We start from the raw sequence: 12581 nt of genomic DNA, 5'->3' as shown, positions 1-12581 counted from the left end.
GCCCTCCGCGTCGCTCCGGGCGACTGACTCCCTCGCGCGTGCTGCTCGGCCGCCAGGCGGCCTCGCAGGCACGCGCCGACCGCGATCCGCCGCGGATCAGTCTCCGAAGTAGTCCGCCAGCCGCTCCGCGGCCTCCACGGCGCGGGGGGTGACGAGGGCGAACCGGATCCACTCGTCGCGCGCGCTGCCGAACGCCTCGCCGGGCATCCCGGCGACGCCGGCCTCGTCGACTAACCGCTTCACGTTCGCCATCGTCCCGGGGAAGCCCTCGAAGCGCGCCAGCACGTAGAAGGCGCCCTCGGGGCGGCTGTACTCCGCGCCGGCCGCGTCGAGCGCGTCGGTGAACGCGTCCGCCCGGTCCGCCAGCAGCTCGCGGGCCTCCGCGTAGTACTCGGGCGGCGTCTCCGCGAGCGCGTGGTGGACCGCGTACTGCGACGGCCGGGGGCCCGCGACGTTCACGAGCATGTGCCGCGTCTTCGCGTCGCCGACGTGGCCCGCCGGGAGTATCCCGTACCCCACTCTGAAGCCCGTGATCGCCATCGACTTCGAGAAGCCGCTGGTGACGATCACGCGGTCGGAGTCCAGCGTCAGCGCCGACTCGAAGCGGCCGGTCTGGTCGAAGTGGTCGTACACCTCGTCGACGAGGACGAGGGCGTCTACCGCGTGCGCGATCTCGACGACCTCGCGAACCGCGTCGAGGTCGTACACGGCTCCCGTGGGGTTGTTCGGCGTGTTCAAAACGATCAGCGCGGTGTCCGCGCTCGCGGCCTCGCGGATCGCCGCGACGTCGAGGCCGCCGTCGCGCTCGGTCGGGACGAGCGCCGCCTCGCCGCCGAGCATGTCCACCTTCCCGGGGTAGTACGGGTAGACCGGATCGAGGAGGACGGCCTCGTCGCCGGCGTCCCGATCGAACGCGCGCGCCATCGCGAGGTAGTTCGCCTCGCCGGTCCCGTTCGTGACGACGACGCGGTCGACGTCGACGCTCCGCCGCTCGGCGATCGCCTCCCGGAGCTCCAGCAGGCCCTCGCTCGGCGGGTACTGGAAGGCGTCCGGGGGGAGGTCGGCGTACTCGCGGAGCGCCTCCCGCAGCGCGGCGGGCGGCTCCCAGTCGGGGTTGCCGCTCACCATGTCGATGACGTCGCGGTCGGCCGCGGCCGCGTACTGCATCACGTGGAAGAACTTCGGCTCCTCGTACTCCATACCGACCGCTGGGCGGCGTCCGCCGTGGCTCTTTCGACCGGCGGCGCGCCCGAGTCAAACGGACGGCGCGCTCGCGCGACCGGCTGGACCGCCCTCCGCCGGTCGCCGGAATCCGGAGGTTTCACCTACGGTCCCAGCCACCCGGTGATATGAACAAACGCGGCCACGTCCTCAACGCCCTGCTGCTCGCGCTCGGGCTCGGCTTCGTCATCGAGCCCGGGCTCGACATGGCCACGGCGCGGACCACCGCCCAGATCACCGTGCCGATCGTGCTGGGGGCGCTGTTCCCCGACGTCGACACCGCGTTCGGTCGCCACCGGAAGACCCTCCACAGCCTCCCGGTGCTCGCCGTCTTCGTCGCGTACCCGATCGTCTTCGGGAACCTCCAGTACGTCTGGATCGGCGTGTTGACCCACTACCTCCTCGACGTCGTCGGGAGCCGCCGGGGGATCGCGCTGTTCCACCCGCTGTCGGACACGGAGTACGGCCTCCCCTCCGGCGTGACGACGAGCAGCAAGTACGCCGACCTCGTCACCGTCGTCATCACGACGCTGGAGTTGGCGGCGTTCTGGGCGCTCCACACCTACGTCGTGACGCTCGACCTCGATCTCTCGGCGGCCGCCTCGGAGGCGGCGGCGGGGCTCGGCGTCTGAGGCGTCTCACTTCTCTGCGATCGCGGAACGGCGGCCGCGTCACTTCGGTCGGTAGTCCGAGAGCGTCCCGGAGTAGACGCTCACGTCGTTGAACCGACCCTCGTACACGACGTTCGTCGGCAGGGTCGGCTCGTCGCCGGAGAGGAACAGCCGGTCGAGCTTCTCCCAGGTGTTCTCGTAGCCGAGGTGCGCGAACTCGAGGAGCCCGCGGAGCTGGTGGCGGACCCCGCCGCGGTGGACCACTGTCCGGGGACGCTCTTGTCGGAAGGCGTCGACGACCGCGTCGGCGTCGTCGAAGTCGCCCTCGAATTCGGTCCACGCCTCGCCGACGGTGCCGGGGAGGTGCGCGTACGAGGAGCCGAACCCGGGCTGATCGGTCACCTCCGCGATCCGTCGCGTCCGGCCGTTCTGGTGCGGGAGGAGCTTGGTGTTGTACGTCTCCACCGCTGCGAGCCGCTCGGCGTGCGCCGCGATCTCCGGGCGAGTCAGCGAGATGGTGGCGAAGCCGGGGTGGGGGACGAGCACGACGGCGTCCTGTCGCTCGAACTCGGCCATGGCCGCCTCGAAGGTGATGTAGTCGGGAACCGGCTCCTCCAGCCCGAGAACGAGGAGGTGCCGGCGGTTCCCCCAGTCGCCGGTGAACACCTCGCGAGCCGGGACGATCGTCAGGTCGTCGTCGGCGTACCGACCCGCGCGCTCTTGGACCGTCCGGAGCCGGGTGAAGTGTGGCGCGTACACGAGCGCGTCGATCCCCCGCTCCTTCGCGAGGGCCACGACGTCGTCGTCGAGCACCTTCACGTGGGCGTCGACGCGCGTTCTCGATCGGGTCACGAATGCACGATATGCGTCCCCGAGCAAAGGGGTATCGTTCGACGGCGAGCGGATCCGGTTCCGGCGCGGGGTACAGCGAGCGCGTCCGACGCCGACGCTCCCGGGCGGCGCCGACGACCCGTCGCCGCCGGGGGAAACGGTTAATCCCCCGCGGGAGCGACGGGAACACATGCCCCGTTGGACGTGCGGAATCGACGGCTGTGACGCCGCCTTCGACGACGTTGAGTCGGCCATCGTCCACCAGACCGACGGCCACCAGCGCCACGAGTGCAAGGTGTGCGGCACGATCGTCCCGGACGGCTACTTCGCGATCCGACACGCGTTCGACGAGCACACCCGCGCCGAGTTCGTCCGCGCCTACGACGCCGACTCCGCGGCCGTCCGTCGCCGCGAGGAGATCAAACGGGAGATCGAGCGCGAGGCCGACCTCCAGCGCGTCGTCGACGAGCTGGACCGCGGGGTCTGACCGCCGCGGGTCACTCCTTACAACACCCGCTTCCCGAACGCGCTCGCCGCCAGCTCCGTCGCGAGCTCGGCCGTCTCGTTGTGCTGGTCCAGCGTCGGGTTCACCTCGACGAGCTCCATCGACCGGAGGCTGCCGGCCTCGTCGACGATCTCCATCGCGCTGTGGGCCTCACGGTAGGTCACCCCGCCGCGGACCGGCGTCCCGACCCCGGGCGCCTCGTTGGGATCGAGCCAGTCGAGGTCGAGGCTGACGTGGACGCCGTCGACGCCGTCGCCCGCGGTCGCCATCGCCTCCTCGGTGACGTCGGTGATCCCGCGCTCGTCGATGTCGGACATCGTGTACGCCGCGAAGCCGTGCTCGCGGATGACCTCGACCTCCGACTCGTCGACGGAGCGGAGCCCGACGAGCGCGACGTTCTCCGGGGTGAGCCCGGGCGCGTTCGCCCACTCCGACCCCGCGAACTCGTCGAAGCCGAGCGCGGCCGCGAGCGGCATCCCGTGGACGTTGCCCGAGGGGGTCGTCGAGGGCGTGTTGAGGTCGGCGTGAGCGTCGAACCACACGGCCCCGATGTCGGCGTCGCGCGCGGACCCCGCGAGCGACCCGATGGCGATCGAGTGGTCGCCGCCGAGCGCGAGCGGGACGGCGCCGTCGGCGAGCGTTCCGCCCACTTCGTCCGCGAGGCGCCGGCAGACGTCGGCCGTCTCCCCGAGGAACTTCGCTTTCCCCCCGCTCGGGGCGTCCGCGTCCGGGTCGCGCTCCTCCGCGCGCGGGACCGCGAGGTCGCCGGCGTCGACGGTCTCGACGCCCGCGCTCGCGAGTTGATCGGCGAGCCCGCCGTACCGGATGGCCGACGGTCCCATGTCCACGCCGCGTCGGTTCGCCCCGTAGTCGGTCGGCGCGCCGATGATCCTGACGGTGGTCATACCAGTGGACGCGGCGTCCCGGCGCTTGAATGGCGGGGGTCCAGCCGGACCGACCGCCGGACGCGATCGCACACGGTTTTGTCGCCGCGTCCCGATCGTCGGGTATGAGCGGCACCGACGGCGGTTCCGGCGCTGTCGACGAGGGCGACGGCAGTTCCGCCGCCGCCGACGAGGACGACGCCGGAAGCGACGCCGCCGACGAGCCACCTCCCGAGTTCGACCCCGCCGACGTCAGCGGCAGCGACATCGAACCGATCGGCGGCATGATCGCCGTGGCCTTCACCGGGGCGGTGATCGGCCTCGTCGGCGCCGGGATCGCCCTGTTCGTGAGCGACCTCGGACTGGCCCTGATCGGGGTCGGCGTCGTCGTCGCGCTCTCGAGCCCGCTCGCGTACGTCCGGCTGCGCAGACGGTACGGGTCGTAGCCGTCGACGTACGGATCGTAGCCGTCGACGTACGGATCGTAGCCGTCGACGGCGCGGATCGGCGGATCTCGCACGATCGTTTATAATGGGCTTCCATCGCATTTAAGCGGTGCCGCAATCTATTCGCGACCATGTCATCGATCGAGCTCACGTCGAGTCAGAAAAGCATCCTCACGGCCCTCATCAACCTGTACGGGGAACAGGAAGACGCCGTCAAGGGCGAGGCGATCGCCGAGGAAGTCGACCGCAACCCCGGCACGATCCGCAACCAGATGCAGAGCCTGAAAGCGCTCCAGCTGGTCGAGGGCGTCCCCGGTCCGAAGGGCGGCTACAAGCCAACCTCGAACGCGTACGAGGCGCTCGACATCCAGCGCATGGACGAGCCGGCCGACGTCCCGATCTTCCACGAGGGCGAGGAGGTAACGGGCGTCAACGTCGACGGGATCGACCTCTCCAGCGTTCACCACCCCGAGCTCTGCCGCGCCGAGATCCACGTCCAGGGCTCCGTCCGGAGCTTCCACGAGGGCGACTCAGTCACCGTCGGCCCCACGCCGCTCTCGAAGCTCGTCATCGACGGAACCGTCGACGGGAAAGACGACACCGCGAACATCCTCATCCTCCGCATCGACGACATGCGCGCCCCCGACGAGCCCGCCGAGCACTGACGACCGCCGAAATCAACGGTCTCGCCGGCGACACCTCTCTTCCGCTCTCACACTCGACCCGCCGACGGCCAGAGCGCCGCCGCTGTCGAAGTCGAAAGCCGGTGACCGCGAAAAGCCGCTTCGACCGGTGTCGTGACCGCCGAGCCTACATGTCGCCGAACGCGCTCACGCCGCGCCCGGGCGAGGAGACCTTCGAGATCCACCGCACCGCGATGGACTTCTTCAGCAGCTTCGCCGGGGTGCCGCCGAACGTCTTGATCGGCATCCCGACCACGTCGTGAGCGACCGCCTTCTCGCCGACGGAGATGACGGTCCCCTTGTCCGAGTGCTCCCACGACTGGAGGGGCGCGCCGCGGGCGGCCCGCGCGAGGTTCTCGCCGGCGACCTCGGCGGCCTGCCAGGCGGCCTGCGCGGTCGGCGGCGCCACGTCGTCGTCGCCCTGCTCGACGAGGGCGGTGTCGCCGATGGCGAACACGCGGTCGTCGCTGGTGGTGAAGTCGGAGGCGGCGTGGACCCGGTTGGAGCGCTCGTCCTTCTCGACCTCGACGTTCTCCAGCTCCGGCTGGCCCGTGATCCCGCCGGTCCAGACTAAGACGTCGTGGGCGAGCTCCTCGGCCTCCTCGTCCCCGCCGCCGCCGAGGTAGACCGCGTCCTCGTCGGCCTTCGAGATGAAGTCGCCGGTGAGGATCTCCACGTCGGCGTCCTCCAGCCGCTGGCGGAGCGCGCCCTGAAGCTGGGCGTCGTTTCCGGGGAAGACCTCGTCGAGCCCCTCGACGAGCGTGATGTTGATGGGGGCGCGGTGCTTGTCGCGGTACTCCGCGATCTCGCCCGCGGTCTGGATACCGGAGAGCCCGGCACCGCCGACGATGACCTCGACGGGGTCGGACCGGGTCGCCTCGGCCGCGGCCGACCGCACGTCCTCGTGGATCGCCTTCGCGTCGTCGAGGCTCTTGAGCTGGTGGGAGTGCTCTTTCAGGCCGTCGATGCCGAAGAAGGCGGTCGTGGAGCCGACGCCGAGCAGCAGGTAGTCGTAGTCGACGGTCGTCCCGTCGTCCGTCTCGACGACGCGCTCGTCGGTGTCGACGTTGACGACCCGCCCCTGCACGAACTCCGACTCGGGCGATTTGATCTCGTCGACCGGGATGGTGATCTTGTCCGCGACCGAGGGGTTGCGGATGGCCCGGTGGACCTCGTGGAGAACGAGATGGTAGTCGTGCTCCGAGACCCACGTGAGCTCCGCCTCGCCCTCGCCGACCTCGTCTTCGAACGCCTTCACCGCACCCGCCCCGGCGTAGCCGGAGCCGACGACGACGACCTGTGTACTCATGCCTATCGTTCCGCAGTGCGCGGGTAAAGTCGCTTTGGAACGTCCGTGAGGGCGACGAGACCGGGGGACTGCTTTCCGGTCTACAGCGAGAGCCCGGCGTGCCAGCGGTCGGCGCTCGCCTCCCGCTTGACCTCGTCCATACGCGCGAGGAGCTTCACGGCGAGGCTCGCGGTCTCGGCCGCTCGCGACTCGCCTTCCGTGCGGAACTCGCCGGTCACGCGGTTCGCGTACACCGAACAGACCGCGCCGGCGCGGAGCCCGTACACGTTCGCGATCGTGAGGATCGCCGACGCCTCCATCTCGATGTTCTTCACGTTCGCGTCCCGCAACTCGGCGACCAGCTCGTCTGAGCCGGCGGCCTCGAACCCCTCGAAGCCGGGACGGCCCTGGCCGGCGTAGAAGGAGTCGGCGCTCATCGTCACGCCGGTGTGGTAGTCGTGGCCCAGCCGCTCCGCGGCGGCGACGAGCGCCGAGACGACCTCCCCGTCGGCGGCGGCCGGGTAGTCCTCGCGGACGTACTCGTCGCTCGTCCCCTCCTGCCGGACCGCACCGGTCGTGATCACGAGGTCGCCGACGTCCATCCCGGGCTGGATCGCGCCGCAGGAGCCGACTCGAATGAACGTGTCCACGCCCACCCGGGCGAGCTCCTCGACGGCGATGGCGGCCGACGGCGAGCCGATCCCCGTCGACGTCACCGAGATCGGCGCGCCGTCGTAGCTGCCCGTCGCGGTGCGGTACTCGCGGTGGTGCGCGACCTCGTCGTGGTCGTCCCACAGCGTCGTGACCTTGTCGACGCGCTCGGGGTTGCCGGGGAGGAGCACGGCGTCGGCGACGTCGTCTGGCCCCACCTCGACGTGGTAGCCGGCCTCGTCGTTGGGGTCCTCGCTGTCGCCCGCGGCGCCGTCGCCGCCGGCGGCGCCGTCGGCGGAGGTCTCGCTTTCGTCGGTCATGTCTCCGCCCTTCGGCGAGCCGTTTAAAAGTAGTTCCGTCTCGCGATCCGCCGCCCGGCGGCTCGGCCTCCCCTCCGCCCTCAGACGTCCCTCGCGTCGTCGAGCGTTCCCTCCGAGATCGTGTTCGGGAGCAGCTCGCCGAGCGTGTACGCGCTCGTCTCGCCGTCGCCCTCGTCGCAGACGACGACGAGGTCGTCGGCCGCGAACTCCGCGAGCGTCTGCCGGCACATCCCGCAGGGGGTGACGCCGTCTCGCACCCCGGACGTGACGGCGATCCGGTCGAACTCGCGGTGGCCGTTCTTCACCGCCTCCGCGAGCGCGACCTCCTCGGCGTGGAGGCTGTTGGAGTAGTTCGCGTTCTCGATGTTACAGCCGGTGTAGACGGTCCCGTCGGCGGTTCGGAGCGCGGCGCCGACGCGGTACTCGGAGTACGGGACGTGCGCGTCGTCGAGCGCGTCGCGCGCGGCCTCGATCAGGTCCATATCCGGTCGTCGGCCGGCGGGGCGATAAGCGGTCGGGGTCGCGGCCGCGCTCCGGGTGCGCCCTCGACGCGGATCACCGCCCGGTGTCGTACTTATACGTCGCCGACTCGGGATCGATCCCGAAGTCCTCGGGGGACTCCGTCTCGTCGCCGTCGGCCGACTCCGCCGGCTCGGCCTCCTTGAACGCCTCGCGGAAGCGGTCCGGCATCTCGAACGCGTCGACCGGGAGCCGCAGGCCGACGACGCCGCCGCCGAGGAACTCTCGCTTCTCGTCGAGCCGGTCGGAGAGCGCCGGCGGGAGCTCGTCGGTGTCGACCTCCTCGAAGCCGAACTGGGTCAGGTAGGCGGGCTGATCGGTGAGGACGTACACCGTCTCGAACCCGTCCGCGGCCGCGGTGTCGACGAGGCGCTCGACCACGTGCGCGCCGACGCCGCGACCGCGCCACTCGGGGAGCACGCCGATCCCGGTGAGCTCGATCCGGTTCTCCTCGCCCTCGTCGCCGCGGTGGAGCCGGAGCCGACCGAACCCGGCCCGGTCGCCCGACTCCTGGTCGACCGCGATCACGTAGTCCCGCGAACGGAAGGCGACGTCGTCGAGCCCGAGCCGCTCGATCGCGTCCAGTAACCACGCCTCGTCACGGTTTTTGGCGTCGCGGACGTACATACTCTCACGTACGCGGGCCGACGTAAAAACGGTTCCCCGGCCGACGTCGGCGACCGCGGCGGCGCGTGGAGGCCAGCCGGCCGCGCTCGCCGCCCCCGCGCTCAGATACCCTGTCCCATCAGGTGGCTGCGCAGCACGTCAGGCGTCTTGAGCCCGGCGTCGCTGTTGACCAGCACGACCGTCTCGTCGCCGTCGAAGAACCCGTCCCCCTTGAGCGCCCAGGCGCCGGCGGGCGCGGCGCCGCCGGTAGCGCCCATCTCCATGACCTCATTCTGGGCGACGGCGACCGCGCTCGCGAGCACGTCCTCGTCCTCGACGCCGACCGCCGTCCCGCCGCTCTCCGTGACCGCCTCGACCGCGGCCGCGCCGCCCGCGGGGTCGGCGATCTCCAGCTCGCCGCAGATCGTGTCGGGCGTCTCCCACGGCTCCGGTTCGTCGAGGCCGCGCTCGACCGCCGCCGCGATCGGCGCGCAGCCCGCCGCCTGCGCGGCGACGAGTCGCGGGACCGCGTCGACCGCGCCGACCCGCTCCAGCTCGGTGAACCCCTTGTAGACGCCCGCGATCACCTCGCCGGAGCCGGTGGGGACGACGACGACGTCGGGCGCGTCGCCGAGATCGGCGACCAACTCGAACGCGAGCGTCTTGGCGCCGTCGTGGCGGTACGGCGTCGCGAACTCGCCGAGGTCGGTGTAGTCGGTCTCCAGCTGCTCGTCGACCGCCGCGGCCGCCGCGGGGAACCGGCCGCCGACCACGCGCATGTCGCCGCCGTGGACGTTCGTCATCGCCTTGTTCGAGAACGCGCACCGCGAGGGGACGAACGCGTACGAGCGCAGGTCGGCCCGGCCCGCGTACGCCGCCATCGACTGCCCGGCGTTGCCCGGGCTCGCGCACGCGAGCGGTTCGACGTCGGCGCCCTCGGCCGCCCGCGCCGCGACCGCGGTGAGCGCGACCGAGAGGCCGCGGTCGAGCACGGTCCCCGTGGGGTTCCGCCCCTCGTCTTTGACGTACACCGAATCGACGTCGAGCTCGTCGGCGAGCCGTTCGGTCGGGACGAGCGGCGTCGCGCCCTCGCCGGCCGAGATCGCCGTCTCGGCCGGGAACGGGAGCAGCGCGTCGAAGCGCCAGTGGCCGCGCCCTGCGCCCGCCGGGCCGTCCTCGGGCGACCCCAACAGCGCCTCCGGGTCGACCGCGTCGTAGTCGTAGGCGGGGTCGAGCCCGCGCGCCTGCTCCTCGGCCGACACCGCCGTCGGGTCCGCGGTCTCGTGAACGCGGCCAGACGCGCGACTCTTCAGCCCGCGGAACGCCGTCGTCGTCTCCGTCGACTCCATACGCACCCTTGCGGCGGCGGCGACTAATCGCTTCTCACTCGACGCGCGGACGGGCGCGACGTCGCCGATTCGGAGCCGGTCTCTGCGGTCCGTCGGTCGGATCCGATCCGTACCGATCCGTGACTGTTGCTGAGAGGAACATATAAACTATTGTATTAGAAACATGTTCTATGACCATCCTCGTCGACTTCGGCATCTCGGTCGACCGCTTCGAGCTCGGCGGCTTCGTCGCCGACCTCGCGCTGGAGGCCGAGCTCGAACGCATCGTTCCGACCGGCGACCGCGTGATACCGTACGTGTGGGTCACCGGGGAGTCGGCGACGTTGGACTCGCTCACCGAGTCGCTAGAGGCCAGCGACAAGACGCGTTCGGTCGCCGTGCTCGACGAGCTGCTGATCGACGGCGCCGAGGAACGCCAGCGCCTCTACCGCGTCGAGTGGGTGACCGACGAGCTCGACGTCGTCAAAGGCATCGTCGACGCCGACGGCGCGGTGCTCGAAGGCAAGAGCACGAACGACTTCTGGCGGCTGCGGCTCCGGTTTCCCGACCATCAGAACGTCGCCGAGTTCTACCAGTACCTCGCCGACAACGACATCACGGAGTTCAGGATCGACAGCATCTACGAGCTGGAACAACGGTCCGACCGGGGGTCGAAGCCCTGGACGCCGGAGCAGCGCGAAGCGCTCTCCGCCGCCGCGGAGCGGGGCTACTTCGACGTTCCGCGCGACGCGAGTTTAGAGGAGATCGGAGCGGCTCTCGGGATCACCCAACAGGCCGCCTCGGAGCGCGTCCGGCGCGGGGTGCGAAACGTCGTCCACGACGCGTTGGACCTCCCGGACGCGCGTCGGAATCGCGGCTAATTAAGTATATAAAAGCGGCTTGTACGTGAAAGCCACCGACAGGGTACGGTTTGATTCGACTCCGCGACAGATCAACGAGCACTGATGACTTGGCGGCCATCTGCTATATCGACCGCGACCGCGGGAGCCGCCGCGATCGCGAACGAGACGACGACTTCCGGGTCGGGACCGCGACGGAGGTCGATCACACGAGCTTCGATTACCGAAGGACCGCGACCGTCGAGCGAGAGGGCAGGCGGCCGCGCCCGGTGCTCATGAGCGGTCGAGACCCGTCGGGGTCGGAGCCGGGTCCCGACGCGCGGGCGGGGCGATGCACCCACTGCGGCGCTCCCGCCTTCGGCCGCGTTTCGCTCGTCTTCGAGGCGGACTCCGGCTCCAGAGAGCTCGACCTGCGGCTCTGTGACCGGTGCGTGGATTCGTTCACCGCGGAACCGGACGTCCGGCTGGCGGTGTGACCGACGCGCGGTGTGACCGACGCGGTCCGGAGCGCGCGACGGCCCGGTTCCCGCCCCGCCGGCGCGACTCGCCGGTCGGCACTCGCCGGGTCGCGTCCGACTCGCCGCCGCTTATAAGCTCTCGACCCGAATCGGGCGTATGGACGGAGACGCCACCGTCGTCGGCGGCGGGCTCGCCGGGCTCGTCGCGGCGACCCGGCTCGCCGAGGCGGGCGCGGACGTGACGCTGTACGAGCGACGGCCCGATGTCGGCGGACGCGTGCGGACCGAGACCGTCGACGGGTTCACTATCGACCGCGGCTTTCAGGTGCTGTTCACGAGCTACCCGGCGGTCGCGGCCGAGCTCGACGCCGACGCCCTCGACGTCCGGCGCTTCGCTCCCGGCGCGACGATCTGCCGGCCGGGATCGCGGTCGACCCTCTCGGACCCCCTCCGCGATCCCCGCGGGGCGATCCCCTCGCTCTTGAACGACGAGGTCTCGTTTTCGGACAAGCTCCGGACGCTCGCGCTCCGGTACGACCTCTCGAAGCGGGACGAGGGCGACTTCTTCGCCGGGCGGGACGACTCCATCCGCGAGTACCTCCGCGATTGGGGCTTCGCGGACGACTACGTGACCAACTTCGTCGAGCCCTTCTACGGCGGGATCACGCTCGACCGGAGCCTCTCCACCTCGAAGCAGGTGTTCGAGTACACGTTCCGCGCGATGGGCCGCGGCGCCATCGGCGTCCCCGCCGAGGGCATGACGGCGATCCCCGAGACGCTCGCCGCCCGCGCCCGCGAGGCGGGCGTGACGATCGAGACCGGCGAGGACGTCGAATCGGTCCGAACTGCGGGCCAGGGGCGGATCCCGTTCCGCACGGGACGCGCCGACGCCGAGGGGGCCACCGTCGAGCTCGCGGACGGCTCGACGCGGGAGACGGACGCGGTCGTCGTCGCCGCCACTCCGCCGGAGGCCCGGCGGCTGACCGGCGTCGAGTCGATCCCCACCGAGGCCGTTCCCAACGTCACCGGCTGGTACGCGCTCCCCGCGGGCGAGTCGTTCGAGACCGGGAAGCGGATCCTGCTCAACGCGGCCGACGAATCGCCCAACGCCGTGATACCGATGTCGGAGGTCGCCCCCGAGTACGCCCCCGACGACCGCGCGCTGCTCGCGGCGACGTTCCTCGGCGAGGCGTCGCTGGACCGCCCCGCCGACGCGCTCCGGGACGACGTCCGCGACGCCTTGGAAGCGTGGTACCCCGACCGCGGGTTCGACGGGCTAGAGACGCTCGACGTCCACCGGATCCGGTTCGCGCAGTTCGCGCAGCCGCCCGGCGTCCACGCCGACCTCCCCGACCCCGACGACCCCGAGG

At 71.0% G+C, this 12581-nt stretch carries 15 protein-coding genes; 7 read left to right on the top strand and 8 right to left on the bottom strand.

What is annotated here, in order from left to right; translation table 11 throughout:
- Positions 1–96 precede the first annotated feature (96 nt).
- Entirely contained in the window at positions 97–1200 is a 1104-nt protein-coding gene (locus tag DJ81_RS07835; RefSeq protein ID WP_094558531.1) for a pyridoxal phosphate-dependent aminotransferase, read from the bottom strand.
- A gap of 149 nt (positions 1201–1349) precedes the next feature.
- On the opposite strand from DJ81_RS07835, the gene DJ81_RS07830 reads away from it, so the two are divergent.
- A complete protein-coding gene (locus DJ81_RS07830; protein WP_094589205.1) occupies positions 1350–1853 on the top strand; it encodes a metal-dependent hydrolase in 504 nt (167 codons plus the stop codon).
- 39 nt (positions 1854–1892) lie between these two features.
- Here the strand turns inward: DJ81_RS07830 and DJ81_RS07825 are convergent, their stop codons facing one another.
- A complete protein-coding gene (locus DJ81_RS07825) occupies positions 1893–2684 on the bottom strand; it encodes a PHP-associated domain-containing protein (RefSeq protein ID WP_241881348.1) in 792 nt (263 codons plus the stop codon).
- A 169-nt stretch (positions 2685–2853) separates the two neighbouring features.
- Between DJ81_RS07825 and DJ81_RS07820 the strand changes: the two genes are divergently transcribed.
- Positions 2854–3150 carry a hypothetical protein gene (locus DJ81_RS07820; RefSeq protein WP_092561897.1) on the top strand — a complete coding sequence of 99 codons (297 nt, stop codon included), beginning with the start codon at positions 2854–2856 and terminating at the stop codon, positions 3148–3150.
- A gap of 17 nt (positions 3151–3167) precedes the next feature.
- Here the strand turns inward: DJ81_RS07820 and rocF are convergent, their stop codons facing one another.
- The gene (gene rocF / locus DJ81_RS07815) at positions 3168–4073 is read right to left on the bottom strand and encodes an arginase (protein ID WP_094525406.1); all 906 of its coding nucleotides are present in this window, start codon (positions 4071–4073) and stop codon (positions 3168–3170) included.
- 104 nt (positions 4074–4177) lie between these two features.
- On the opposite strand from rocF, the gene DJ81_RS07810 reads away from it, so the two are divergent.
- Positions 4178–4498, top strand: a complete 321-nt coding sequence (locus DJ81_RS07810; RefSeq protein WP_094526636.1) for a hypothetical protein — start codon at positions 4178–4180, stop codon at positions 4496–4498.
- Between the two features lie 131 nt (positions 4499–4629).
- Positions 4630–5163, top strand: coding sequence for an Rrf2 family transcriptional regulator (locus DJ81_RS07805; RefSeq protein ID WP_094525408.1), 534 nt, complete (start codon positions 4630–4632; stop codon positions 5161–5163).
- Between the two features lie 145 nt (positions 5164–5308).
- Here the strand turns inward: DJ81_RS07805 and DJ81_RS07800 are convergent, their stop codons facing one another.
- The 5 genes from DJ81_RS07800 to DJ81_RS07780 all read right to left on the bottom strand — a co-directional run bounded on the left by DJ81_RS07800 (position 5309) and on the right by DJ81_RS07780 (position 9914).
- On the bottom strand, positions 5309–6490 hold the full coding sequence (locus DJ81_RS07800) for an NAD(P)/FAD-dependent oxidoreductase (protein ID WP_094526635.1): 1182 nt from the start codon (positions 6488–6490) through the stop codon (positions 5309–5311).
- Between the two features lie 80 nt (positions 6491–6570).
- Positions 6571–7440, bottom strand: a complete 870-nt coding sequence (locus DJ81_RS07795) for a nucleoside phosphorylase (protein WP_094526634.1) — start codon at positions 7438–7440, stop codon at positions 6571–6573.
- 80 nt (positions 7441–7520) lie between these two features.
- The gene (gene cdd / locus DJ81_RS07790) at positions 7521–7922 is read right to left on the bottom strand and encodes a cytidine deaminase (RefSeq protein WP_094524592.1); all 402 of its coding nucleotides are present in this window, start codon (positions 7920–7922) and stop codon (positions 7521–7523) included.
- Positions 7923–7995: 73 nt separating this feature from the next.
- Positions 7996–8586, bottom strand: a complete 591-nt coding sequence (locus DJ81_RS07785; RefSeq protein WP_094524591.1) for a GNAT family N-acetyltransferase — start codon at positions 8584–8586, stop codon at positions 7996–7998.
- A gap of 101 nt (positions 8587–8687) precedes the next feature.
- Complete coding sequence (locus DJ81_RS07780; RefSeq protein WP_094589204.1) at positions 8688–9914, bottom strand: pyridoxal-phosphate dependent enzyme; 1227 nt, start codon at positions 9912–9914, stop codon at positions 8688–8690.
- 170 nt (positions 9915–10084) lie between these two features.
- On the opposite strand from DJ81_RS07780, the gene DJ81_RS07775 reads away from it, so the two are divergent.
- The 3 genes from DJ81_RS07775 to DJ81_RS07765 form a co-directional block, all read left to right on the top strand.
- Positions 10085–10774, top strand: a complete 690-nt coding sequence (locus DJ81_RS07775) for a helix-turn-helix domain-containing protein (protein WP_094524589.1) — start codon at positions 10085–10087, stop codon at positions 10772–10774.
- Positions 10775–10863: 89 nt separating this feature from the next.
- A complete protein-coding gene (locus DJ81_RS07770) occupies positions 10864–11229 on the top strand; it encodes a hypothetical protein (RefSeq protein ID WP_094589203.1) in 366 nt (121 codons plus the stop codon).
- 139 nt (positions 11230–11368) lie between these two features.
- On the top strand, positions 11369–12581 hold a 1213-nt coding region (locus DJ81_RS07765), incomplete at its 3' end, for an NAD(P)/FAD-dependent oxidoreductase (RefSeq protein ID WP_094589202.1).

Origin of the sequence: Halorubrum sp. Hd13 (assembly GCF_002252755.1) — an archaeon.
Lineage (GTDB): Archaea > Halobacteriota > Halobacteria > Halobacteriales > Haloferacaceae > Halorubrum.
This window is presented reverse-complemented; position numbering and strand designations above follow the sequence as displayed.

Coding starts and splice junctions, on each gene's coding strand:
- DJ81_RS07810 (WP_094526636.1), top strand. CDS start 4,178: ATGAGCGGCACCGACGGCGGTTCCGGCGCTGTCGACGAGGGCGACGGC.
- DJ81_RS07800 (WP_094526635.1), bottom strand. CDS start 6,490: ATGAGTACACAGGTCGTCGTCGTCGGCTCCGGCTACGCCGGGGCGGGT.
- DJ81_RS07780 (WP_094589204.1), bottom strand. CDS start 9,914: ATGGAGTCGACGGAGACGACGACGGCGTTCCGCGGGCTGAAGAGTCGC.
- DJ81_RS07830 (WP_094589205.1), top strand. CDS start 1,350: ATGAACAAACGCGGCCACGTCCTCAACGCCCTGCTGCTCGCGCTCGGG.
- DJ81_RS07795 (WP_094526634.1), bottom strand. CDS start 7,440: ATGACCGACGAAAGCGAGACCTCCGCCGACGGCGCCGCCGGCGGCGAC.
- cdd (WP_094524592.1), bottom strand. CDS start 7,922: ATGGACCTGATCGAGGCCGCGCGCGACGCGCTCGACGACGCGCACGTC.
- DJ81_RS07775 (WP_094524589.1), top strand. CDS start 10,085: ATGACCATCCTCGTCGACTTCGGCATCTCGGTCGACCGCTTCGAGCTC.
- DJ81_RS07835 (WP_094558531.1), bottom strand. CDS start 1,200: ATGGAGTACGAGGAGCCGAAGTTCTTCCACGTGATGCAGTACGCGGCC.
- DJ81_RS07805 (WP_094525408.1), top strand. CDS start 4,630: ATGTCATCGATCGAGCTCACGTCGAGTCAGAAAAGCATCCTCACGGCC.
- DJ81_RS07820 (WP_092561897.1), top strand. CDS start 2,854: ATGCCCCGTTGGACGTGCGGAATCGACGGCTGTGACGCCGCCTTCGAC.
- rocF (WP_094525406.1), bottom strand. CDS start 4,073: ATGACCACCGTCAGGATCATCGGCGCGCCGACCGACTACGGGGCGAAC.
- DJ81_RS07785 (WP_094524591.1), bottom strand. CDS start 8,586: ATGTACGTCCGCGACGCCAAAAACCGTGACGAGGCGTGGTTACTGGAC.